We start from the raw sequence: 20,694 nt of genomic DNA on the forward strand, positions 1-20,694 counted from the left end.
TTATAAAGGTTTTAGGGATGAAAATCCCGATCAAAATACCACGAAACGCCCATAAAATAAAGGCTTAGCCGACGCTTTGAGTCCATTCAGGCAGTACCCCTGCCGCGTCAGCCCGGGTCTGCCAGGCACAATCCACACCGATTCCGGCCACCCACACCAGTGTATCGCTGCAATATAACAAGGGCAGGTGATCACGTTGCCATGGTGGAATAGCGTATTCCTGCAACAAATTTTTCAGGCTGCGACGGGGTCGGCGGCAATCGGGCCGGAAATGTTCGCCTCCCCGGCGCAGACGGATGGTGACTGAAGGCGCCTGATCGAGTTTGGCACGATCCAGACCTTGGCCAGTCGTCGGGGTAAAGCCCAGGATGCCGCCGAGTTCCTTGAGGATGAGTTGTGTTTCACCTTGCCAATGCCAGTTTAGTGAGGGCTGGATAGGGGATGACAGGCTTACCAGATGTATCCACCCCTGATACCGGTGAAGTTCCCAATGGGCATGACAGATACACGGCTGGCTATCCGCGCTGGCCCCTGTGAGTTGCGTCAACATGGTGGCGAGCCGCGCCTGACTGGGCATGGGGATGTGATTGAGCGCCAGAAAATGACGTAGCAGATTCCGCGCGCGCGCCGGGGTCAGGGCTGCCAGCTTGGCGCAGTTCAAACGTTGATCCTGAATGCAACCGGTCGCGTCAAGCGTGGCAAGCTGGTCGAGCAAATCTGCGGCTTCCGCAAGGTTTTGCGCGCTTCTTGAGAGAGTGGCCCGCCACGCGGGGAATCGCTCACTCAGGTGTGGCAGCACGGTGTGGCGTAAAAAATTGCGATTGAAATGGGTGTCCTGATTGCTTTCGTCTTCTACCCAGTGCAGCCCATGTTGCCGCGCCCAGGCTTCGATATCACTGCGATCGATATCCAGTAATGGACGCAGATAGGGGGGGTGGCCGGCTGTTACACGTAATGCCGGCATGGCCGCCAGACCCTTGGCGCCTGCACCGCGCAGTAATTGGAGTAGTAGCGTTTCAGCTTGATCGTCGCGATGATGGGCCAACGCAATGAAGTCGGTATCGAGTTGCGCGTAGGCGGCATAGCGGGCTTGGCGTGCAGCTGCCTCCAGCCCAAGCATGGGCGCATCCTCAATGCGGATGGCTTGTACCTGTAACGGAATGTTATGGGCAGCACATAGCGTGCGGCAAGCATCGGCCCAATCGAGTGCGTGAGGGTTGATCTGATGGTTGACGTGAATGGCACTGAGTTGAAAAGGGAAGCTGGTTGCCAGCCGTGCCAGCAGGTCAAGCAAGACTACCGAATCCACGCCGCCGCTCAAACCCAGGGTGATGCGTGCACCCGGCTGAACGTATCGAGCCAATTGCGCCTGTGCTGCTGCCAGCAAATTATTTGGCTGGCGTGTCCTTGAATCGGCCATAGCTCATCAGACGCTCGTAACGGGTCTTGAGCAGGGCGTCGAGCGGCCGGTTGGTGAGGCCGTCCAGCGCGCCCTGCAAAGCGGTTTTCATGGATTGCATCATCAGTGCCGGGTCGCGGTGCGCGCCGCCTAGCGGTTCGTCCACGATACGATCAATCAGGTCGAAAGATTTCAGCCGGGTGGCGGTAATGCCCAGCGTTTCGGCGGCGACCGGTGCCTTGTCCGCGCTTTTCCATAAAATCGACGCGCAACCTTCCGGAGAAATCACTGAATAGGTTGAGTACTGTAGCATCATGGTTTGATCGCCCACGCCGATCGCCAATGCACCACCGGATCCGCCTTCACCGATGATGGTGCAAAGAATCGGCGTTTTCAGCTCCGCCATGACGAACAGGTTGCGTGCGATGGCCTCGGACTGGCCGCGCTCTTCAGCACCAATGCCTGGATAGGCACCCGGCGTATCGATGAAAGTCATCACCGGAATGCCGAATTTCTCAGCCAGCCGCATCAGGCGGAGTGCCTTGCGATATCCTTCCGGGCGCGGCATGCCGAAATTGCGGTAGATCTTTTCCTTGGTGTCACGGCCTTTCTGGTGACCAATCAGCATCACGCTCTGGTCATTGAAGCGCGCCAAACCGCCGACGATGGCCGGATCGTCACCATAGGCCCGATCTCCATGCAGTTCTTCAAAACCGCTGAACAGCGCACCCACATAATCCAGCGTGTATGGACGTTGCGGGTGGCGAGCCACCTGGGAAATTTGCCAGGGCGTGAGTTTCGCGTAAATGTCTTTGGTGAGCTTTTCGCTCTTTTTTTGCAGGCGGCCGATTTCTTCAGAGATGTCCAGCGCAGAATCGTCCTGCACATAGCGCAGTTCTTCGATCTTGGCTTCCAGCTCGGCAATCGGCTGCTCGAAATCCAGAAAAGTCGTTTTCATAGGCAGTCAGGGCCGTGAAAAAAGCGGCATTGTAGCCGATTCAGGCGCCAGGCTGCTGAATCGCATTGCAGCCTGTACCGCACACAGATAATTGTTGTATTAATGATGATGGCCGTGTTCGCCGTGGGCATGGCCGTGGGTGATTTCGTCAGCGCTGGCGGTACGCACATTATCAACGTGGCAGGAAAATTTGAGCGTTTGGCCTGCCAGCGGATGATTGCCATCCACCATCACGGTGTCTTCTGTCAGTTCGGTGACTGTATAGAGCATGAATTCCTCAGTGCCCTCAGCCGCACCTTCGAACTGCATCCCCACCGTGATTTCCGCAGGGAACAGATGACGTGGCTCGGCGCGTACCAATTCGGCCTCGTATTCGCCGAAAGCGTATTCCGGCTCCAGTGTGACATCGACGTTGTCGCCTTCCTGCTTGCCTTGCAGCGCTTCTTCCACGGTCGGGAAAATCCCGTCGTAGCCGCCGTGAAGGTAGCTTACCGGTTCGCTGCTTTTTTCCAGGATATCACCTGCCAGGTTGGTTAATTGGTAGGAGATGGTGACAATGGTGTCTTTGGCTATTTGCATAATGTCCTCAGTGGGCCGGTGGTTGATCGATGGAAGTGGTATGGCATGAATGTCGTGCCGCGAATCAAAGTTGCTTGATTAATCCCAGCACTTGTTGAGCGTGCCCTTTGCTTGCAACTTCATACAGTGCGTGACGCACTGTGCCTTGCTTATCAATGATGAAGGTAGAGCGCAGCGCGCTTTTACGGTTTACACCATCTACTATTCTATCATGTAACACGTGATATTTCTGGCATACCACGGCATCCTTGTCTGCCAGCAGGCGCGTACCGATGCCATGCTGGTCACGCAATGCTGCATGGCTGTGACAATCATCCCGGGATATACCCAACAGTACAGTGTCATGTAGGGCGAATTCGCCGGCAAGATCGCTGAATTCTATGTTTTCCTGCAGGCAGCTGGGCGCGCTGTCGCGTTTGTAGAAATATAACACCACATTTGCATGGCCTTTGTAATCAGCCAGCTTGATGAGTTCCATGTCGGCATCGATACAACTGAAATTTGGCGCGACTTGACCTGGCTGCAACATGCTGATCTCTATGTGATGTGCGATGGTTTCATCAATGGATATTTTAACCCATTTAAAAATTTGACTGTGGCTAATCTCGCTGGCTGTGGCGTTATAATCCGCCTATGGACAAACACTTGCTTGGAGGCATGAGCCCCACCCGGTTTTTACGCGAATACTGGCAAAAAAAGCCTTTGCTGATCCGCAATGCAGTTCCTGGATTTGCCGGTCTGATTAATCCTGCTGCCCTGCTCGAATTGTCATGCGAGGACGATGTTCAAGCCCGGTTGATACGCCAAAAGAAGCGAGACGATTGGCAGCTGCAACATGGACCCTTCACCAGAACGGATTTCAAACGCATCGGCAAGCAGCCCTGGACATTGCTGGTGCAGGAACTCAACCACCATCTGGATGCTGCCGAAACCTTGCTGGCGCGTTTCAATTTTATCCCGCATGCGCGGCTGGATGATTTGATGGTGAGTTATGCAGTGGATGGGGGTGGTGTGGGCCCCCATTTTGACTCTTATGATGTGTTCTTGTTGCAGGGTGAAGGACAGCGACGCTGGCAAATCAGCGCGCAAGACAATCTTGAACTCGTGCCCAACGCGCCGCTAAAAATTTTGCGTCATTTCCGGATGGAACAGGAGTGGCTGCTTAACCCTGGGGATATGCTTTATCTACCGCCACGATATGCGCACAATGGCGTGGCTGTGGGCGAATGCATGACCTATTCGATCGGATTCCGCTCACCCAGTGTGCAAGAGATTGCCACCCAGTTTCTGGTTTATATGCAGGATAGGATTGAGTTGACCGGCATGTACCAGGACCCGGGGCTGAGCTTGCAAAAACACCCTGCACAAATCAGCGATGCAATGTTGGCGCAGGTTGACACGATGCTTGAACGTATTCGCTGGAGCTCAAAAGAGGTTGCGGATTTTCTCGGATGCTATCTCACCGAGCCAAAATCCCATCAGTTTTTTGAACCGCCTGACCAGCCTTTGAGTAAAGCGGGTTTTAACCGGCGAGCACTGCAATCAGGCGTACATTTGGCAGCTCAGTCACAGATGTTGTTTCGTAAAGGTAATTTCTTTCTTAACGGGGAGTGTATTGGCTTCAAGGAGGGAAGCGCACGCGCAGTTTTGCAGGCGTTGGCAGATAGAAGGCGGTTAGTGCCCGAAGAGGTGGATAAGGATTTACTACCTTTGCTGTACGGGTTTTATCTCGATGGTTTTATGAGGCTAGGTAGCCGATAGGGACAGCCGAAGTCATAGGGCTTGTGTAATGAAAGTAAAAATAGGGAATTTTGCATGAGCCCGAATGTAAAATATAATTGCGTTAAATACCATATACCACTAGTATATTTCTTGGATTTTGCTAGAATTTTGCCCGTCGGTCATCATAAATGACTTTAGGCCGATTTACTGTTGCTTGTCATCATTCTTAACGAGGGAACATAAATGAAATATTCCATCCTGCTCGCCGCGCTTTTAGCTGTTTCTTTGTCTGCTTGTGGTAAAAAAGAAGAAGCTGCTGCTCCTGCACCAGCTCCTGAGGCTGTCGCTCCAGCTCCTGAGGCTGCTCCTGCTGCCCCAGCTCCTGACGCTGCTGCTCCAGCTCCAGCAGCTCCTGACGCTGCTGCACCAGCCCCTGATGCTGCTGCACCAGCTCCTGACGCTGCTGCTCCTGCTGCCAAGTAATAAACCCGGCAAATCAGTTTGCTGTTAAAAAACCGACCCTTGGGTCGGTTTTTTTTCACACTGGATTTTTGTTATTTTGCCAAACTTGGAAGTTTTTTGATTTTTATGGCATGAGGTAGGCGCGCATCCGTCGTACCGCTTCCCGTAAATCAGGCAATGAAGTTGTGTAGGCAAAGCGTACGAAACGCTGTGCCTGATAAGTGCCAAAATCCACTCCGGGTGTGATGGCAACGCCGGTTTGTTCCAGAATTTGTGCTGCGAAAGCGAAACTGTCCTGGCTGAATCGTTCACAGCCTGCATATAGATAAAACGCACCCTGCGGAATAACGGCAAGATCAAAACCCAGGTCGCTTAATGCGGCTGAGAGGTAGTCGCGGCGTACTTTCAGTTCAGCCTTGCGTGCTTCCAGAATGGCTAATGTGGTCGGCGTAAAAGCAGCAAGCGCGGCATATTGTGCAGGCGTGGAAGCGGCGAGATACAGATTTTGCACCAACCGATCCAGTGCTTCAATTGCCCACTCCGGCGCTACCAGCCAGCCCAGCCGCCAGCCTGTCATCTGAAAGTACTTGGAAAAGCTGTTCACCACGAACACCTGATCCGAGTGCGCCAGCGCCGTGTGATAGCCGCCTTCGTAAATCAGTCCGTGGTAAATCTCGTCCACAATCAGCGTGGCGCCGCGCGCGGCGCAGATAGCGGCAATGGCACGCACGTCGGCATCCGGCACTACGGTGCCGGTGGGATTGGACGGCGAAGCCAGCAGCACGACCTTGATCCCGGAAGTCCAGTAACGCTCAACCAGGTCGGGTGTGAGCTGGTAGGCGGTACCGGCATCCACAGGCACGGACAGGGTGCGCGCTTCGATAAAGCGGGCAAAATGACGATTGCATGGATAACCCGGATCGGCCAGCATAACTGTTTCACCTGCATTGACCAGTACGCCCAAGGCGAGGAGCAGTGCGCCGGATGCACCCGGCGTGACCACCACGCGCTGAGGTGTTATCGGCACGCCATAGTGCCCTGCGTAAAAACCGGCAATGGCGCTGCGCAACTGCGGCAGACCGAGTGGGGGCGTGTAATACAGGTTGCCCTGCTCCAGTGCAGCGATGCCTGCCTCGACAATCGGACGCGGCGTGGGGAAGTCCGGCTCGCCGATTTCCAGATGGATGATCGAACGCCCTCGTGCCTCCATCTGGCGTGCGCGTGCCAGGATGTCCATCACATGAAATGGTGCGATGTCTGCCATGCGTGCGGCAATGTGCGGGTGCGATGTATTCATGCTTCGGCGTCGGGCAATAATGGCGCTGCGGGCTGCAAATGCTCCAGGTCCACCGATTCAATCTGGCTGAAGCGCTTGCTGATTTTCTGGCTGCTGATGTGGACTTCGGTGGCGTCTTCATTGGCCAGGCGGATATGGTCGGCGAGTTTTTTCATGCGCACGTCGAAACGGGAAAAATCCTTGCCCAGCTTGGACAGTTCGTCCTTGATGATGTGTACCTGACGCCGTGTTTCCACGTCCTTGATCACCGCGCGCGCGGTGTTGAGCACCGCCATCAGCGTAGTCGGCGAGACGATCCACACGCGCCGGCTCATGGCGTATTCGACCAGATCCGAATGGTAGGCGTGGATTTCGGCGAACACCGCCTCGGCCGGCACGAACATCACCGCGCCGTCCGAAGTTTCGCCGGCGATGATGTATTTGGCGGCAATGTCATCCACGTGCTTTTTCACGTCGGCCTTGAACGCACGCGTGGCCAGGGTACGATCGGCTTCGGCGGCGTCGCGGGCAAACATGCGGTTATAGTTTTCCAGCGGGAATTTCGAATCCACAGCCACGCGCCCGGTCGGTTCCGGCAGTACCAGCAGGCAGTCCACCCGGCTGCCGTTGGATAATGTGGTCTGGAAACTGTACCCATCCGGCGGCATGATATTGCGTACCAGCCCTTCCAGCTGCACCTCGCCGAACGCGCCGCGCGAGCGCTTGTCGCCAAGCAGTTCCTGCAGGGTGAGCACGTTGCTGGACAGTCCGTCGATTTTCTTTTGCGCCTCGTCGATGGTGGCCAGACGCGCCATCACATTGGCAAAGGTCTCGTTGGTTTTCTTGAAGCCTTCATCGAGGCGTTCGCTGACCTTGCCGGAAATTTCCGCGAGACGCGCATCCACGCTCTTTGCCAAGGTCTCTACCGAGGCCGATAGCTGGGTGGTGGCATTTTGCATGGTGGTCTGGATCAGCGCCTGTTCTTCGCGGCCCTGTTTGGCCAGGGTTTGCAGGGTCTGGGCGAGAATTTCGGCTTGCGCAGCCTGGGTTTTGGCAGAAAAATCCGCCAGCTGCGCGTTCTGCGCGGTGCGGCTGTCCGCGAGCTCGCGTGTTTGGGTTTGCTGCAATGCCAGCACTGCTTCGCGCGTGGCGCTCAGTTCACCTGCTACGGTGTGGCGCAGACGCTCGGATACCTCGGTCAATGCACTCTGGGTGCGATCGGACTGATTCGCCAAGCCGTTGTGTAAATCGGTGAGCATGGTTCGGTGGCGTGCTTCCAGACCCTCCTGAAGCATACCTGGCAGGCCAGCCTGCGCCTGCGTCAGTGCGTTGATTTTGAACCCGAGCCATAGCAGCACAGCAACGATAATGAGCGCCACCAGGGCAATGACGATTTCCAGCATGATTCCTCCAGTCGGGGAATTATAACCGCGCGCGCCACGGAAACCGTATGGCAAATTTCCCGTACCAAATTAGTTTGGACGCATTGGCATAGGAAATTTTGCTGGAAATTACGACTGGCAAAGGCGGGCGAATCGAGCTATGTTTAGCGTGTTTAAGCAAGAGGAGAATAACGATGATCCGTCAAACCGGCCTGATTTTTTGCCTGTTGATCGGCTGCCTGTCTGGAATCGCACCCATTACGGCTGCTGCAGCAGCGCAGCAAGCAGACATAATCGGCGTGCAAAAACGCACCGACATCAAGGTTGTATACGATGACAAGGACGATGTGTGGGAGGCCGGGATCGGCAAGGGATTGTATTATCTGCGCGGCCTGCTGGAAGCGTACAAATCCCAGGGCGTTCCGCAGGATCAGTTGCATATCAGCATCGTGCTGCACGGCCCTACGGCCTACTGGCTGCTCAATGATCACGCTTATCAGCGTGACAAAAAAGACCCGTTTGCCTACAACCCGAACAGCCAGGTGGTGGCCGAACTGATACAACATGGCGTGAGCGTGGAAATCTGCAATGTCACCATGCGTGCCAAGGGGTTTACTGCCGAGGACCTGCTGCCGGGTGTGGTCATTGTCCATGATGCCTACACGCGCCTGATCGATTTGCAGCAGCGTGGTTATGCCTATATTCGTTTTTAATGGGCGTTCGTCAAATCGAAACTGTTTCAAATCCGGATTCACTCATTGCTCATGATCGTCAATGCAGACCACAGCCAGCGCGCACTGGTTGATCCCGCCCAATTGCCCTGGATGGATTCGCCGCTGCCCGGTGTGGCGCGCCGCATGCTGGAACGCAACGGCGCGGAAGCGGCGCGCGCCACTTCGATAGTGCGCTATCAGCCTGGTGCCGGGTTTGATGCGCACGCGCATCCGCAGGGAGAGGAAATCCTGGTTCTGGAGGGTATCTTCGAAGATGAGAACGGTGCCTATCCTGCCGGCACCTATCTGAAAAATCCGCCCGGTTCGTCGCACCGGCCGTTCAGCCGCGACGGTTGCACTATTTTTGTGAAACTACGTTATATGCAGCCGGACGACACGCAGCAGGTGGTCATCCATACCCGTGAAGCGCAATGGCTGCCGGGATTGGTGGAAGGGTTGCAAGTGCTGCCGTTGTCCGAATACGGCGGCGAACATACCGCGCTGGTACGCTGGCAGCCCGGCACGCGTTTCCAGCCGCACCGGCATTACGGCGGCGAGGAAATTCTGGTGCTGGACGGCGTGTTTCAGGATGAGTTTGGCGACTATGGTCAGGGCATGTGGTTGCGCAGCCCGCATCTGAGCGTGCATCAGCCATTCAGCGAGCCGGGTTGCACCATCCTGGTCAAGGTCGGGCATCTGGACGTGGTCACTTAAAATACCGCTATTTCAGTGTTTTCGCGAACTCACGCTGAGCGCATTGATTTCCGCCAGTTGATCCGGCGTTGCCTCGCGCTGGATCGCTGCCATGCCTTGCTTTGCGCGTTCATCGCCGTGTGTGGCGGCCAGACTGAACAGTTCGTAGGCATGCAGCAGATTTTTCGGCAGACCCATGCCGTGATAAAACATCAATCCCAGGTTGAACTGCGCCTGGCGGTCGCCCTGATCTGCCGCAGCACCATACCATTTGGCGGCCTCAAGATAATCCTGAGGCGCGTCCTTGCCCTCGAAATACATGACGCCAAGGTTGTATTGCGCATCTGCATCGCCGCTTTGTGCGGCTTCAAGCAGTTTTTTCATGGGGCCGTAACCGGCGAGTTCGATAATGTCCATCAATATTCCCTTGTGTTGGGCGAATTTTACCCGGCGCTGCGCGGATCTGCGCGAATCAGCTAAACTGTCGCGCTCACGCCCCCCGATACTCCTAACCCATGGCCCTCAAAGCAACCATCTTCAAAGCCGATCTGCAAATTGCCGATATGGACCGGCACTATTATGCCAGCCATGCGCTGACCCTTGCGCGCCATCCGTCGGAGACCGACGAGCGCATGATGGTGCGTGTATTGGCTTTCGCCCGTCACGCACACGAATATCTGACGTTCGCCAAAGGCATTTCCGAGGCGGATGAGCCGGATGTATGGCAAAAGGATTTGACCGGTGCGATTGATCTCTGGATAGACGTGGGCCTGCCTGATGAAAAACGCATCCTCAAAGCCAGCGGCCGCGCGAATCAGGTAGCGATTTACACGTATGGCGGCCATGGCGCCAACCTGTGGTGGGCTGCCATCAGCTCCAGGCTTGCGCGACTGAAAAACCTGACCGTAATTAATTTGCCATTGCCAGTCACCCAGGCGCTTGGAAAACTGGCGCAGCGCAACATGCAGCTCGGTTGTACGATAGAAGACGGCGCAATCTGGCTGTCTAGCGACGCCGAAACGGTGGCGGTGGAATTCGTCGTGCTGCAGGCGTCGGCCTGAAAGTACGCCATTGATTGCCGGGGTTCAGTCATGCACATCTGGGTAGATGCCGACGCCTGTCCGGGCGTCATCAAGGATATCCTGTTTCGCGCCGCCGAGCGGGCGCAGATTTCCATGACCCTGGTAGCCAACCAGCTGCTGCGCACGCCGCCTTCGCCGTATATCCGCGCGCTGCAGGTACCCAGGGGTTTCGATGTGGCAGATAACGAGATTGTGCAGCGGCTGCAAGCGGGTGACCTGGTGATTACCGCTGATATTCCGCTGGCGGCGGACGTCATCGAAAAAAGCGGGCACGCGCTCAACCCCAGAGGCGAGTTTTACAGCAAGGAAACGATCCGGGCTTTACTCACCATGCGCAACTTCATGGACGAATTGCGCGGCAGCGGTGTTCAGACCGGTGGCCCGGCGGTCTTTTCAAATAGTGACCGCCAGGCGTTTGCCAATCAGCTGGATAAGTTCCTGGCGCGTCAACGCCAGCCATAATCCGTAGAGCTATACCGGCATCGCCAGCTTGTCGTTAAGCCTTAGCCAGCCGCGTGCCACGCGGTACAGCACCCATAGCCCGGCGATGGAGACGACCGCAATCGCCAGCGGAATGCCGATCAGCGTAAACACCAGCAGCCATGCCACCACCACCCACAGCAAGGCAAACCAGAAAGTGCGGATCTGCCAGCGGAAGTGCGATTCCAGATAGGTGCCGCGCGCTTCGCTGCGCTTGATATAGTTGAGCACCACTGCCAGGATCGACGGCCAGCCGGTGAGGAATGCCGTCACGATCAGCATCGGACTCAGCAGCCCGGTGATCACGGTGAAGGCATGCAGACCATAAATCACATGGGTGATCGTCACCAGGCCATCCGCCGGCAACTTGCCGGACTCAATCATGTTTTCAGCCATCTTGGACTCCAGTGCACACATTTCAGCGAGCTTCAGTATAACGCGTGTTTTACCAGTGCAATGCCCGGTATTGCGAGGTCTTTTTGTCCAGGTGCGCCTGCATGCGGGTAACAATGTCATCCAGTACCGACAGCGCGTGCAGGATATAGGGACCTTTGTTGAGCATCACACATTCGGCGCGTCCGGACATCGCAGCGTCGCTGATTTCGGCGCGTGACGGCAGACCCAGTTTGACCAGGCTTTCCAACACCTGGGTGGCCCAGGTCACCGGGATATGGGCAGCCTCGCATAGCCACAGCATTTCTTCCTGAATCTCCGCCATGCGTTCGTAGCCTATCTCCACGGCCAGATCGCCGCGCGCGATCATCACGCCGAACGGGCCATGCCCCGCGCCGCGCACGATGATTTCCGGCAGGTTCTTTACCGCCTGGCGCGTCTCGATTTTAGCGATGATGCCGAGGGCGCTGGCATTGCGTTGTTTCAAAGCTTCAGCAAGCCGGTCCAGGTCATCTGCACTCTGCACGAACGACAGGCCGATGATGTCGGCATGCTGCACGGCAAAATCCAGGTCGCGCAGGTCTTTTTCGCTCAGTGCGGGCAGTAGCAAATGGCTGTCGGGGAAGTTGAGCCCTTTCCGCGCACCGACATGCTCTCCTTCCGGGCGCACCTGCGTGACCCGCAGCCACGCGCCCTCCGCATCGACCCGCTCGATCACGCAACCGATGCGGCCGTCGTCTATCCATACCGCATGGCCTGCCTCCAGAAAGGCAAAAACCTCGGGCTCGCTACATGAAATGCGCGCGGGGGAGAGGATGCGTCCGGCTTTGTCGCGTCGCTCGGCGCGGCCAGGTGAAGGATCGCGGGCGAGCAGCAGCGCGCCGTTCTTGCGCAAATGGATGCGCATCGGTGGTGCCAGAAAATCCCCGCTGGCGGTTTTGCCGGTTGCCAGTTTGTGGCGCTGTTCCTTTTCGGTAATCCGTTCGAGGACGGTGCCGGGTGCGATATAGGCACCGTCCTCGCAACTTACCTGGACTTCCGTGTCTGACAGGCACTGTTCCACGACGAATTCACGTTTTCGCTTGCGCATGTCATGGAACCTGATTTTGTCGCCGGGCTTGAGTTTGTGCAGCCACTTGGCAGGCACACTCAGGCGTGCAGGCGACGCCTTTCCCAGCTTGTCGGTGGTGGCTGGCTGTCCTGGGCTGCCCGTGCCGTCGAGGATGATCCGGGTGGGGTAAAGCCGATCCCCGAGGTCGTCGCGCTTGATCCTGGCATGCAAAACCTCGGGACCGGGTGCGATCTCGCCGGTGCGCAGTTTTGGGCCGGACAGGTCGAACATGATGCGGCAGGGGCGCCCGGTTTCGTGCTCTGCCTGGCGAATGTTGGCGACCATTTTTTCCCAGCTTGCAGGGGTGTCGTGGGCGCAATTGATGCGTGCACAATCCATGCCCAGCATGAGCATCTCGCGTACGACAGGGTGATCGTCCGCCGCTTCGCTCGGCAGTGTCACCATGATCCGCGTGCTGCGCTTGCCTTGAGATTTTCCGAACAGGAGGTCGGTGTTGTGGCGCAACAGCTGCCGGTCATGCTGCATGGCGTGGCCGGTTTCATGCACCGGGCAGGGCAGCGATTGCGCGCCATTCATCATCGCCAGCGCATAACTCACTGCATCCAGCGTAGCCATTACATGGCCTTCGCAGCGCCCCAGCGATGAAAGCCCCACAGCGGCAAGGGCGGCTTGCAGTTCACGCAAATCATGCCGTCTCAGGCCGATATAGGCGGCCAGATTTGCAGCGCTGGGCAGGTAATGCCGATGGTGCAAATGCGGATGCCAGCGTTCCATCAATTGCTGCTGGGTTGCCAGGGTGGCGTCGCGCAATTCCTGCAGGCGATGTGCCAGGTTTTTGATTTTGCCGGTAGCGTTATCCATTGGCTGCATATTCATTCACCTTGGCTGATGCACAAATTTCGAACAACCATCCTAGTCTGGGGGTGATTTGTGAAAAATTTGTTACGATAAAACGGCGTCGAGAGTGTCATGGCAACCGTCCCCTCACCCGGCTAGCCATGCAGCCGGTTATACTGGTGGGTATAGCGCGCTGTGGAATTGGCCGTATGGCGAACAGCGCAACCCATCACAGCAGCGGCTCACCCCGTTGCCAGACAAACACTCCGTTAATCGAATAAAGGAATTTCCATGGGCAGCATGAATGCACTGCTACTCTACTGTCGCGCAGGGTTCGAAAAAGAATGCGCCGGCGAAATCATGGCTGGGGCGACCGAGCTGGGCGTGCATGGCTACGTCAAAGCCGCCGAGCAAACCGGCTGGGTCTTGTTCCAGGCTGAAACGCAGGATGAAATCGCGCTGATTACCAGTGAATTGTCTTTCGCACGGCTCATTTTTGCGCGCCAGTGGGTGCAAGTCGCGCCGCTGATCCAGGGCATGCCCGAGGGCGACCGCCTCACCGCAGTCAAGGCGGTCGTGACCCAGCTCGCGCCGCGCTACTCCGAAGTATGGGTGGAAACGCCCGACACCGATACCGCCAAAACACGCCTGGGCTTTTGCGGGCGGTTTACGCGACCGCTGATCGCCGCACTGGAAAAATCCCGTCAGTTTTTTGCCGGTGGAAGCGCACCGCGGCTGCATGTGTGTTTTGTAGCCGATGATGCCGCTTATGCGGGTATCTCCGACCCCGACAATTCAGCGCCGTGGTTCATGGGTATCCCGCGCGTGCGCGTGGGGCGCGACGCTCCGAGCCGTTCCGCCGGCAAGCTGGCGGAAGCGCTGATGGTGTTTCTCGACGACAGCAATGCGCATGAACTCAAGGCCGGGATGCGCGCGGTCGACCTGGGTGCTTCGCCCGGCGGCTGGGCGTGGGTGCTGGCACAGCGTGGTATCCGCGTGACGGCCGTCGACAACGGCCCGATGGCCGCAGCGGCAATGGCCACCGAAATGGTCGAGCACGTGCGCGGCGACGGCTTCACCTATCGGCCGCACCATCCAGTGAATTGGCTGGTATGCGACATGGTGGAAAGCCCGTCGCGTGTCGCCCAGTTGGTGGCGGAATGGATCGCGCGCGGCCATGCCCGACACGCCATTTTCAATCTTAAGCTGCCGATGAAAAAACGCCTGGAAGAAGTGCGGCGCTGCGAAGAAATTATCGCCAAACGCCTGGAACGCGAAGACATGGGTTATACCGCGCAAATCAAGCAGTTGTATCACGACCGCGAGGAAGTGACGGTGTGTTTGATGCGTGACAAAGCGTAAAACCAGCCGCAATCTCTTGCCAAGATGACAAAATTGCGACTGATTTAATTCCTGAAACAACAGTCAGATAGGGCGGTTCTGTTAATGCGGAGCCGAACTCATTTTGCCGCGCTATATGCCTTGAAACCATAACGTTCGAAAATAGCCAATGCCGTTGGCGAATGCAGGAACTCTACCCATTCTTTGCCGGCTTCGGGGTGCGCTGCACCCTTGACGACTGCCGAAGCGTAAACTGCGGTCGTGTTCTGGTCGGCCGGAATCGCTATGTTACTGATCGGGTGGCCCACCTGCTCCTGAAAAATGGCCTCCGATTTCCAGGTTACGCCCGCATCGACCAGGCCCTGCATCATGAACAGCGGTGTCTGACGATGGTGGATATGGGTCAGAATGGTCTGGCCATCCTTGACCTTGTCTTCATAAACATTTTTCTCCAGTGCGGCGCCGCCCGCCTTGACCAGTGATGCCTTGATTTGTCGAGCCACACCTTCCCATTCCGGGTTAGGCATGGACAGGCGTACGCCAGGTTTGCCCAGATCGGCCAGGCCGGTAATGTGCGCCGGGTTGTCCTTCGGAATCATGATGGCCAGGTCGTTGGTCACATAGGGTACAGCCGGGGCGGTCAGGATACCGTCGGCGATTGCGGTCTTGATCTTTTTCAACCCGGCCGCATACACATCGGGTTTGATCGTCCAGGTCATGTTGCCCACGGTAATCGTACCTCCAGCGGCCATCTGCTTGAGCAGAATGCCCGGCGGCAGGGTTTCGAAATAGATGCGCCCCTTGTATTGCGGGTGCTCCTGCTCGAACGCAGCTACCAGTGGCGCCATCGCGAAGTAATAGTTGCCGGCGACGAAAATTACCAGCTTGGGATTATTCAGATTGCCGTGGAAATCCGCCAGAACGTTGACCTCGGGCACGGTGAATTCCAGCCCCTTGACGGTTGCCGGCGCATTGGCGCCATGCTGCCAGGGCGGGAAAATCTCACCTTTATACTGGGGCGGTTGCACCTTGCCGCTCCAGCCGGCAGTAGTGGCATAGGCAGGCAATGCGAATAACAGTGTTACACCAAATACAGCAGAGATAGCATTTTGAACGGTCGATTTCATCAGTATCGCTCCAAGTGAATTTGCTGGCGCAATCATAATCCGAGTTTGGACGTTTCGCCAGTAGGTAGCGACATCCTTGGTATGAGGCAGATACGAACGCCTACATCGATCATGAAATGAAATTTGCGATGTAATTGAACTGCCTGGATATTTATTAATCTAGGGATGCATGCCGAATCAGTGTGGCCGGGAACCATGCAGATTCGATTTTGTTGCCGACCCTATACTACGCGCCTGGTAAGGAAGGAGTAAGGCTAGTTGTGACAAGATAACCGGATACGTGATCAGCAATGAATTTAAAAAGGAATATGGATATGCCCGGCTTCGGAATTTGGTTTGGTAAGACAGACAAGGTGGCTCTCGGCCACCAATACAGGCTTAAGTGGTCGCTGCGCGCACCGCTCATACTGCTGGCCTGCTTTGCGATGGCGGCTTGCGGGCCCGCTAAAGACACCCATGTCGGCCAGCCGGGAACCAAACGCAAACTGGTATTCAAACAGATGCTGCGCAATTTCGAACCGATGGGATTAATGCTGCGTGGACGCAAGCCGTACGAAAAAGACCGTTTTTTGCGATATGCAGTGGAACTGCAAACTCTGAGTACTCAACCCTGGCAATACTTTACGCCGGGGAGTAATTACTCCCCCACCAGAGCCAAGTCTGAGGTATGGCAGAAGCCTGCACAATTCAAACAGGCACAACAGGTTTTCATAGCAGCGTCAGCCCAACTGGCCGATAGCGCCAAAACCGGGGATATGGATGTGATCCGTGCGAGTTACGGGAAAGTGGCTGACAGTTGCAAGGCCTGCCATCGCGACTTCCGGGGCGGCCCACATTAATTCCAGGTTAACCTGAATTACGCATTCAGGCGATGGAAATAGGGACCAGCACGCCTACCATTACCAATCCGAATAACAGAACGGCAAGCCAGTTACTCACAAAATGTAATTTGGGTGCCGAAATGCCGCCAGGCAGGCTTTTGTATCCCGTAATCATGGGAGCAACCAGATTGTCATGCTTGAAGAATCGGTAAAACAGGATTGCACTGATATGCAGGCCGATCAACGCCAGAAGAAAGTTAAAAAGCTGGTGGTGAATACCGCTCAGGGTTTCGCTAAGGGTGTCGCTCACCCAGAATGCCAACGGCCCTTGAGTTGCCACATCATCATTCGAAAATAGGCCGGTGCCTGCCTGGGCAAATAAAAATCCCAGCATCGCGATGACCATCCAGCCACCCAGCGGGTTGTGTCCAATTTGCGGACCTGGATGTGGTTCGCGCAAGCTTCCGGCATATTTCAATGTGACGAAAAAGCTCGGGATGAAATTTTTGAAACGTGCCGTCGTGCTGCCAAAGAATCCCCACAGTACCCTGAACAGGATGAGCACCAATGTGGCATAGCCCGCATACAGATGATATTGCATGGCATTGTCAAAAAAATCGGCGCTGGCCCATGAGGCCGCAAAGCAGACGGCCAGGCTCCAATGGAAGATGCGTACGGGAAAATCCCATACCTTTATTTTTATACCGGGAGAAGTAAAGCTTTTCGACATGATTTCTACTGAGAAACGATCAGATCGTTGGATCGGGATTGATTAAATAGTTCCTTATCTGCTACGAAAAACCCAAGCGCGAAAACCAGGCCTATCTGCAAGGAAAATCATCAGCCGATTCGGCTAACCAATAAAAAATCCCATATCTTCCAGTGTCTTGCCTGTTGCCAATGCTTCCGCCACCCACTTCGGTTTACGGCCTCTTCCACTCCAGGTTTGGCCTTCCTTGTTTCTGTATCGGGCCGGGCTGGTAGCCCCAGGCTGCTTTTTGGACTTGCTTTTAATTACCCCGAGATCCTTGCTGGTGATACCGTACTCAGCCATTTTCGCCTTGATTTCGGTAATGACGGCGGCCATTTCGGCTTTGCGTAATGCTTCCGTCTCTTGTTCCAGTTTGGCAATTCTGGTTTTAATTTCTTTGTAAGTTGTCATGGTTATGTGTTCCTGTGCGGTGTGTTGAAAAACATGAATCATTTTATGATAATTGTTAATACAATTAAAGCCAGATACGTATAAATCATCACGAGCTGTTTTCAATCTATAAAAAATCAATATCAAATTTATATATTGATATTGATTTATTTAATTCTGAAATTTGAAAAAATTGCTGCAAATCAATATTTATTATTTGTACAGGTATTTATCACGTATTTGATTCTGCCGGAAGCAGACTGCCTTTGCTCATGTTGTCTCCATCCCGTGAACGCAATGTCCAGAACGATAGCGAAGACAGGATCGTCAGGCCGGCCAGGGTCATGAATGCGTGATGTAGCGCGCTTGTCACTGCCACATGGTCGGTTTGTGGCAGATTGCCCAGGTACCAGGCTGCGATCAGTGAACCGCATGCCAGCCCAAAGCTCATCGATATCTGCTGTAACGTGCTGGCGATGGTGCTTGCCATGCTCGAGTCCGATGTTTCGACGTCGGCATAGGCCATTGAGTTCATGCTGGAAAATTGCAGAGAATTGAACAAACCCAGCGCCAGCCCCAGCAGGACGATCAGCATGATCGGCGTACTCGGGACGACCAGCGAAAATAGGCCGATGGTGATTCCAATCAGGACCGTGTTCACAATGAGTACCTTCCGGTATCCGTAATGGCGTAATAACGGAGCGGCAATAAGCTTCATTGCCATGGCCGCGATAGCGGTAGGCATCATCAACAGCCCCGATTGCCATGCGGGCATGCCCAGGCCGAGTTGGTACAGTAGCGGAAGCAAAAACGGCAATCCGCCTACCCCCAGTCGCGTAATGAAACCGCCCGTTACCGAGATACGAAACGTGCGTATCCGGAACAGTGCAAGATGCAATAACGGATAAGCGGTTTGACGGGCATGCAGGACGTAGGCAGCCAGCAGGCTGATGGAAAGCAGCAGTAGAATGGCCGCTGATGTTGCGTCCAGATGATGCTCGCCGAATATTTCCAGCAACCACGAAAGCAGCGCTGTACCCGAACCGAACAAAACCAGGCCGACTATATCCAGTGGCCGCCGCACTTCGCCACGGTAATCCGGCATGTGACGGTGAATAAGTAATAAAGCCAGTAAACCTACCGGCACGTTGACGAAGAATATTTCCCGCCACGACAGCCAGTGCACGATGAGGCCGCCCACGGTGGGGCCGAGCAGCGGGCCGATCAGTGCCGGGATGATCACAAAATTCATTGCGGTCAGTAGTTCCGTTTTGGGAAAGGTCCGAATGATCGCGAGCCTGCCCACCGGCATCATCATCGCGGCACCGATTCCCTGCAGGATACGCGCTGCTACCAGCATCGGTACATTGACAGCCAGGCCGCACAGTATCGATGACAGAATGAATACAGTGACTGCACCGCCAAATACACGCCGGGTGCCGAATCGGTCCGCCATCCAGCCGCTCACTGGAATAAACACAGCCAGGCTCAGAATGTAGCTGGTCACCACGGCTTTCAGACTCAGCGGCGCCACATGCAAACTCGCTGCCATAGCCGGCACCGCCGTGTTGACGATGGTGGAGTCAAGTTGCTCCATGAATAGCGCCGCAGCGACGACCCAAGGCAGATAGCGTTTAATGGTAGGGTTGTGCATCAGGGATATATGTCATCAAGCCTGTTGTTTGTTAAATTTGAAAGAAATTGAGTGTGAGAAGACAATGTAATACACGGTTCATTCGTCACCGAACATTTTTATATGCGAAGGCGACATGGCAGCGCAGCCCAGTTTAAGCTCGAAACGGTAGGCGTATCCTTGCACTGCTCCAAATTGTGTACCATGTGTTCTTTTTCGCGATCAATCAATGGCGAGCCGGCAAATAAATAAAGCAAAAATAACCAATGACCTTATTCAATATTATCAGCATCCTTATTTCGCTAACTGCGGCTTTTGCCTATATCAACTACCGTTTCATCCATCTTCCTTCGGCGATCGGATTGACCGTTGTCGCTTTGGTGATGTCGCTTGCTGTAGCCATATTTGGGCGTTTTGAGCCAGGGTTAGTGGTATGGGCGCAGCAATTGATAAAACAGATTGATTTTACCGACGTCGTCTTTCATGGAATGTTGTCTTTTCTGTTATTTGCAGGCGCTATTCACGTCAACCTCAATGAAATGGCTGAGCAAAAGTGGTTTATCGGGATACTGGCCACGGTGGGTCTCGTTACCTCCATGTTTATCATCGGCATACTTTTATATTATGTTGGTGTGATGCTAGAGATAAAATTACCGTTTTTGTATTGCCTTATTTTCGGTGCCTTGATTAGTCCTACCGATCCTATCGCCGTACTGGGTATTTTGAAAAAGGCAGGCGTGCCAAAAAGTCTTGAAGTAAAAGTGGCTGGTGAAAGTTTGTTCAATGATGGAGTTGGCGTTGTTGTATTTATTACCCTTGTCGGCATAGCCAGTGGGGGACACGAAGTCACGATCGGGGATGTAAGCAAGCTGTTTCTACAGGAGGCAGTGGGAGGGATCGTGGTGGGTATGATCCTCGGTTATCTTGGTTATTTAATACTGAAAAGTGTTAATGATTATGTAGTGGAAATTACCGTTACCCTGGCAATGGCAACAGGAGGGTACGCGTTATCGGAGGCGCTCCATACTTCAGCGCCATTAGCCGTCGTGGTAATGGGGCTGATTATCGGTAATCACGGTAAAGTGTTTGCCATGAGCAATAAGACCCAAGAACATTTATTCAGTTTCTGGACCCTGATAGACGAGCTTTTGAATGCATTATTATTTACCCTTATCGGGCTGGAAATGATCGTCATTCTGTTTGTGCCGGAACATTTCAAACTCGCTTTGCTGGCGATAGTCATCGTGCTCTTCGCGCGCTTTGTTAGTGTCGGAATACCGGTGCTGCTGGCAAAGCCATTTCGCGAGTTCACTCCCAACGCCATCAAGATCATGACCTGGGGCGGATTGCGTGGAGGCATCAGCGTAGCGCTGGCATTGTCCTTGCCGCTCAGCCCGTATCGGGACCTGATTATTGAAGCGACCTATAGCGTGGTGATTTTCTCCATTATCGTGCAGGGTTTGACTGCGGGGAAACTGGTAGCGAGGAAAGAACCAGAACATGACTTGGGATGAGACGCGTGAGGTTATAACAGACGTATGCAACTACGTGGTTTCACAGAAGAAGCGATCATGTGAGACGGC

Annotated in this window: 22 protein-coding genes; 8 read left to right on the forward strand and 14 right to left on the reverse strand. The window is 54.9% G+C overall.

From position 1 onward, the window contains the following. Positions 1 to 64: 64 nt before the first annotated feature. The 4 genes from tilS to ACYCZJ_RS09915 form a co-directional block, all read right to left on the reverse strand. On the reverse strand, positions 65 to 1,420 hold the full coding sequence (gene tilS, locus ACYCZJ_RS09900) for a tRNA lysidine(34) synthetase TilS (protein ID WP_461554055.1): 1,356 nt from the start codon (positions 1,418 to 1,420) through the stop codon (positions 65 to 67). Beyond that, a complete protein-coding gene (locus ACYCZJ_RS09905) occupies positions 1,389 to 2,357 on the reverse strand; it encodes an acetyl-CoA carboxylase carboxyltransferase subunit alpha (protein WP_461554056.1) in 969 nt (322 codons plus the stop codon). Before ACYCZJ_RS09905 ends, tilS begins: the two co-directional genes overlap by 32 nt. A gap of 99 nt (positions 2,358 to 2,456) precedes the next feature. Beyond that, the gene (locus ACYCZJ_RS09910; protein WP_461554057.1) at positions 2,457 to 2,936 is read right to left on the reverse strand and encodes an FKBP-type peptidyl-prolyl cis-trans isomerase; all 480 of its coding nucleotides are present in this window, start codon (positions 2,934 to 2,936) and stop codon (positions 2,457 to 2,459) included. 64 nt (positions 2,937 to 3,000) lie between these two features. Next, positions 3,001 to 3,465 (reverse strand): peroxiredoxin, encoded by a 465-nt coding sequence (locus ACYCZJ_RS09915; RefSeq protein ID WP_461554058.1) that lies wholly within the window; start codon positions 3,463 to 3,465, stop codon positions 3,001 to 3,003. A 173-nt stretch (positions 3,466 to 3,638) separates the two neighbouring features. Here ACYCZJ_RS09915 and ACYCZJ_RS09920 point away from each other — a divergent pair, with 173 nt between their 5' ends. Further along, a complete protein-coding gene (locus ACYCZJ_RS09920) occupies positions 3,639 to 4,697 on the forward strand; it encodes a JmjC domain-containing protein (protein WP_461554059.1) in 1,059 nt (352 codons plus the stop codon). A gap of 187 nt (positions 4,698 to 4,884) precedes the next feature. On the opposite strand, the gene ACYCZJ_RS09925 is transcribed toward ACYCZJ_RS09920, so the two are convergent. The 3 genes from ACYCZJ_RS09925 to ACYCZJ_RS09935 form a co-directional block, all read right to left on the reverse strand. Continuing rightward, entirely contained in the window at positions 4,885 to 5,106 is a 222-nt protein-coding gene (locus ACYCZJ_RS09925) for a hypothetical protein (RefSeq protein WP_461554060.1), read from the reverse strand. Positions 5,107 to 5,244: 138 nt separating this feature from the next. Next, complete coding sequence (locus ACYCZJ_RS09930; protein ID WP_461554061.1) at positions 5,245 to 6,417, reverse strand: pyridoxal phosphate-dependent aminotransferase; 1,173 nt, start codon at positions 6,415 to 6,417, stop codon at positions 5,245 to 5,247. Then, the gene (locus ACYCZJ_RS09935; protein WP_461554062.1) at positions 6,414 to 7,799 is read right to left on the reverse strand and encodes a DNA recombination protein RmuC; all 1,386 of its coding nucleotides are present in this window, start codon (positions 7,797 to 7,799) and stop codon (positions 6,414 to 6,416) included. Before ACYCZJ_RS09935 ends, ACYCZJ_RS09930 begins: the two co-directional genes overlap by 4 nt. Before the next feature lie 173 nt (positions 7,800 to 7,972). Between ACYCZJ_RS09935 and ACYCZJ_RS09940 the strand changes: the two genes are divergently transcribed. Together ACYCZJ_RS09940 and ACYCZJ_RS09945 are read left to right on the forward strand one after the other, a co-directional pair. Further along, positions 7,973 to 8,491: a DsrE family protein gene (locus tag ACYCZJ_RS09940; protein ID WP_461554063.1), complete on the forward strand. Its 519-nt coding sequence runs from the start codon at positions 7,973 to 7,975 to the stop codon at positions 8,489 to 8,491. A gap of 51 nt (positions 8,492 to 8,542) precedes the next feature. Beyond that, positions 8,543 to 9,205, forward strand: a complete 663-nt coding sequence (locus tag ACYCZJ_RS09945) for a cupin domain-containing protein (protein ID WP_461554097.1) — start codon at positions 8,543 to 8,545, stop codon at positions 9,203 to 9,205. 12 nt (positions 9,206 to 9,217) lie between these two features. Here ACYCZJ_RS09945 and ACYCZJ_RS09950 read toward each other — a convergent pair whose 3' ends face one another. After that, a complete protein-coding gene (locus tag ACYCZJ_RS09950) occupies positions 9,218 to 9,601 on the reverse strand; it encodes a tetratricopeptide repeat protein (protein WP_461554064.1) in 384 nt (127 codons plus the stop codon). Between the two features lie 98 nt (positions 9,602 to 9,699). Here ACYCZJ_RS09950 and ACYCZJ_RS09955 point away from each other — a divergent pair, with 98 nt between their 5' ends. Beyond that, positions 9,700 to 10,245: a YaeQ family protein gene (locus ACYCZJ_RS09955; RefSeq protein WP_461554065.1), complete on the forward strand. Its 546-nt coding sequence runs from the start codon at positions 9,700 to 9,702 to the stop codon at positions 10,243 to 10,245. 30 nt (positions 10,246 to 10,275) lie between these two features. Further along, positions 10,276 to 10,728, forward strand: coding sequence for a YaiI/YqxD family protein (locus ACYCZJ_RS09960; protein ID WP_461554066.1), 453 nt, complete (start codon positions 10,276 to 10,278; stop codon positions 10,726 to 10,728). A 9-nt stretch (positions 10,729 to 10,737) separates the two neighbouring features. Here ACYCZJ_RS09960 and ACYCZJ_RS09965 read toward each other — a convergent pair whose 3' ends face one another. Together ACYCZJ_RS09965 and ACYCZJ_RS09970 are read right to left on the reverse strand one after the other, a co-directional pair. Beyond that, entirely contained in the window at positions 10,738 to 11,142 is a 405-nt protein-coding gene (locus tag ACYCZJ_RS09965) for a DUF4870 family protein (protein ID WP_461554067.1), read from the reverse strand. 49 nt (positions 11,143 to 11,191) lie between these two features. Beyond that, positions 11,192 to 13,087: a pyruvate kinase gene (locus ACYCZJ_RS09970; protein ID WP_461554068.1), complete on the reverse strand. Its 1,896-nt coding sequence runs from the start codon at positions 13,085 to 13,087 to the stop codon at positions 11,192 to 11,194. 261 nt (positions 13,088 to 13,348) lie between these two features. Between ACYCZJ_RS09970 and rlmM the strand changes: the two genes are divergently transcribed. After that, a complete protein-coding gene (gene rlmM / locus ACYCZJ_RS09975) occupies positions 13,349 to 14,410 on the forward strand; it encodes a 23S rRNA (cytidine(2498)-2'-O)-methyltransferase RlmM (protein WP_461554069.1) in 1,062 nt (353 codons plus the stop codon). A 98-nt stretch (positions 14,411 to 14,508) separates the two neighbouring features. Here the strand turns inward: rlmM and ACYCZJ_RS09980 are convergent, their stop codons facing one another. After that, the gene (locus ACYCZJ_RS09980; RefSeq protein WP_461554070.1) at positions 14,509 to 15,516 is read right to left on the reverse strand and encodes a molybdate ABC transporter substrate-binding protein; all 1,008 of its coding nucleotides are present in this window, start codon (positions 15,514 to 15,516) and stop codon (positions 14,509 to 14,511) included. 314 nt (positions 15,517 to 15,830) lie between these two features. Here ACYCZJ_RS09980 and ACYCZJ_RS09985 point away from each other — a divergent pair, with 314 nt between their 5' ends. Then, entirely contained in the window at positions 15,831 to 16,355 is a 525-nt protein-coding gene (locus tag ACYCZJ_RS09985; protein ID WP_461554071.1) for a c-type cytochrome, read from the forward strand. Positions 16,356 to 16,380: 25 nt separating this feature from the next. Here ACYCZJ_RS09985 and ACYCZJ_RS09990 read toward each other — a convergent pair whose 3' ends face one another. From ACYCZJ_RS09990 to ACYCZJ_RS10000, 3 genes are all read right to left on the reverse strand, one after another. Beyond that, positions 16,381 to 17,067, reverse strand: coding sequence for a cytochrome b/b6 domain-containing protein (locus ACYCZJ_RS09990; protein WP_461554072.1), 687 nt, complete (start codon positions 17,065 to 17,067; stop codon positions 16,381 to 16,383). A gap of 123 nt (positions 17,068 to 17,190) precedes the next feature. Then, positions 17,191 to 17,499, reverse strand: a complete 309-nt coding sequence (locus ACYCZJ_RS09995; protein WP_461554073.1) for an H-NS histone family protein — start codon at positions 17,497 to 17,499, stop codon at positions 17,191 to 17,193. Between the two features lie 211 nt (positions 17,500 to 17,710). Beyond that, a complete protein-coding gene (locus ACYCZJ_RS10000; RefSeq protein ID WP_461554074.1) occupies positions 17,711 to 19,132 on the reverse strand; it encodes a DHA2 family efflux MFS transporter permease subunit in 1,422 nt (473 codons plus the stop codon). A gap of 245 nt (positions 19,133 to 19,377) precedes the next feature. On the opposite strand from ACYCZJ_RS10000, the gene ACYCZJ_RS10005 reads away from it, so the two are divergent. Next, positions 19,378 to 20,625 carry a cation:proton antiporter gene (locus ACYCZJ_RS10005; RefSeq protein WP_461554075.1) on the forward strand — a complete coding sequence of 416 codons (1,248 nt, stop codon included), beginning with the start codon at positions 19,378 to 19,380 and terminating at the stop codon, positions 20,623 to 20,625. Positions 20,626 to 20,694: the final 69 nt, after the last annotated feature.

The sequence above is a fragment of the Sulfuriferula sp. genome, from assembly GCF_054605375.1.

What these genes read in the sequence shown, in the direction of transcription:
- tilS (WP_461554055.1), bottom strand. Translation starts at nt 1,420, where the DNA reads ATGGCCGATTCAAGGACACGCCAGCCAAATAATTTGCTGGCAGCAGCA.
- ACYCZJ_RS09905 (WP_461554056.1), bottom strand. Translation starts at nt 2,357, where the DNA reads ATGAAAACGACTTTTCTGGATTTCGAGCAGCCGATTGCCGAGCTGGAA.
- ACYCZJ_RS09910 (WP_461554057.1), bottom strand. Translation starts at nt 2,936, where the DNA reads ATGCAAATAGCCAAAGACACCATTGTCACCATCTCCTACCAATTAACC.
- ACYCZJ_RS09915 (WP_461554058.1), bottom strand. Translation starts at nt 3,465, where the DNA reads ATGTTGCAGCCAGGTCAAGTCGCGCCAAATTTCAGTTGTATCGATGCC.
- ACYCZJ_RS09930 (WP_461554061.1), bottom strand. Translation starts at nt 6,417, where the DNA reads ATGAATACATCGCACCCGCACATTGCCGCACGCATGGCAGACATCGCA.
- ACYCZJ_RS09935 (WP_461554062.1), bottom strand. Translation starts at nt 7,799, where the DNA reads ATGCTGGAAATCGTCATTGCCCTGGTGGCGCTCATTATCGTTGCTGTG.
- ACYCZJ_RS09940 (WP_461554063.1), top strand. Translation starts at nt 7,973, where the DNA reads ATGATCCGTCAAACCGGCCTGATTTTTTGCCTGTTGATCGGCTGCCTG.
- ACYCZJ_RS09945 (WP_461554097.1), top strand. Translation starts at nt 8,543, where the DNA reads ATGATCGTCAATGCAGACCACAGCCAGCGCGCACTGGTTGATCCCGCC.
- ACYCZJ_RS09950 (WP_461554064.1), bottom strand. Translation starts at nt 9,601, where the DNA reads ATGGACATTATCGAACTCGCCGGTTACGGCCCCATGAAAAAACTGCTT.
- ACYCZJ_RS09955 (WP_461554065.1), top strand. Translation starts at nt 9,700, where the DNA reads ATGGCCCTCAAAGCAACCATCTTCAAAGCCGATCTGCAAATTGCCGAT.
- ACYCZJ_RS09960 (WP_461554066.1), top strand. Translation starts at nt 10,276, where the DNA reads ATGCACATCTGGGTAGATGCCGACGCCTGTCCGGGCGTCATCAAGGAT.
- ACYCZJ_RS09965 (WP_461554067.1), bottom strand. Translation starts at nt 11,142, where the DNA reads ATGGCTGAAAACATGATTGAGTCCGGCAAGTTGCCGGCGGATGGCCTG.
- ACYCZJ_RS09970 (WP_461554068.1), bottom strand. Translation starts at nt 13,087, where the DNA reads ATGAATATGCAGCCAATGGATAACGCTACCGGCAAAATCAAAAACCTG.
- rlmM (WP_461554069.1), top strand. Translation starts at nt 13,349, where the DNA reads ATGAATGCACTGCTACTCTACTGTCGCGCAGGGTTCGAAAAAGAATGC.
- ACYCZJ_RS09980 (WP_461554070.1), bottom strand. Translation starts at nt 15,516, where the DNA reads ATGAAATCGACCGTTCAAAATGCTATCTCTGCTGTATTTGGTGTAACA.
- ACYCZJ_RS09985 (WP_461554071.1), top strand. Translation starts at nt 15,831, where the DNA reads ATGCCCGGCTTCGGAATTTGGTTTGGTAAGACAGACAAGGTGGCTCTC.
- ACYCZJ_RS09990 (WP_461554072.1), bottom strand. Translation starts at nt 17,067, where the DNA reads ATGTCGAAAAGCTTTACTTCTCCCGGTATAAAAATAAAGGTATGGGAT.
- ACYCZJ_RS09995 (WP_461554073.1), bottom strand. Translation starts at nt 17,499, where the DNA reads ATGACAACTTACAAAGAAATTAAAACCAGAATTGCCAAACTGGAACAA.
- ACYCZJ_RS10000 (WP_461554074.1), bottom strand. Translation starts at nt 19,132, where the DNA reads ATGCACAACCCTACCATTAAACGCTATCTGCCTTGGGTCGTCGCTGCG.
- ACYCZJ_RS10005 (WP_461554075.1), top strand. Translation starts at nt 19,378, where the DNA reads ATGACCTTATTCAATATTATCAGCATCCTTATTTCGCTAACTGCGGCT.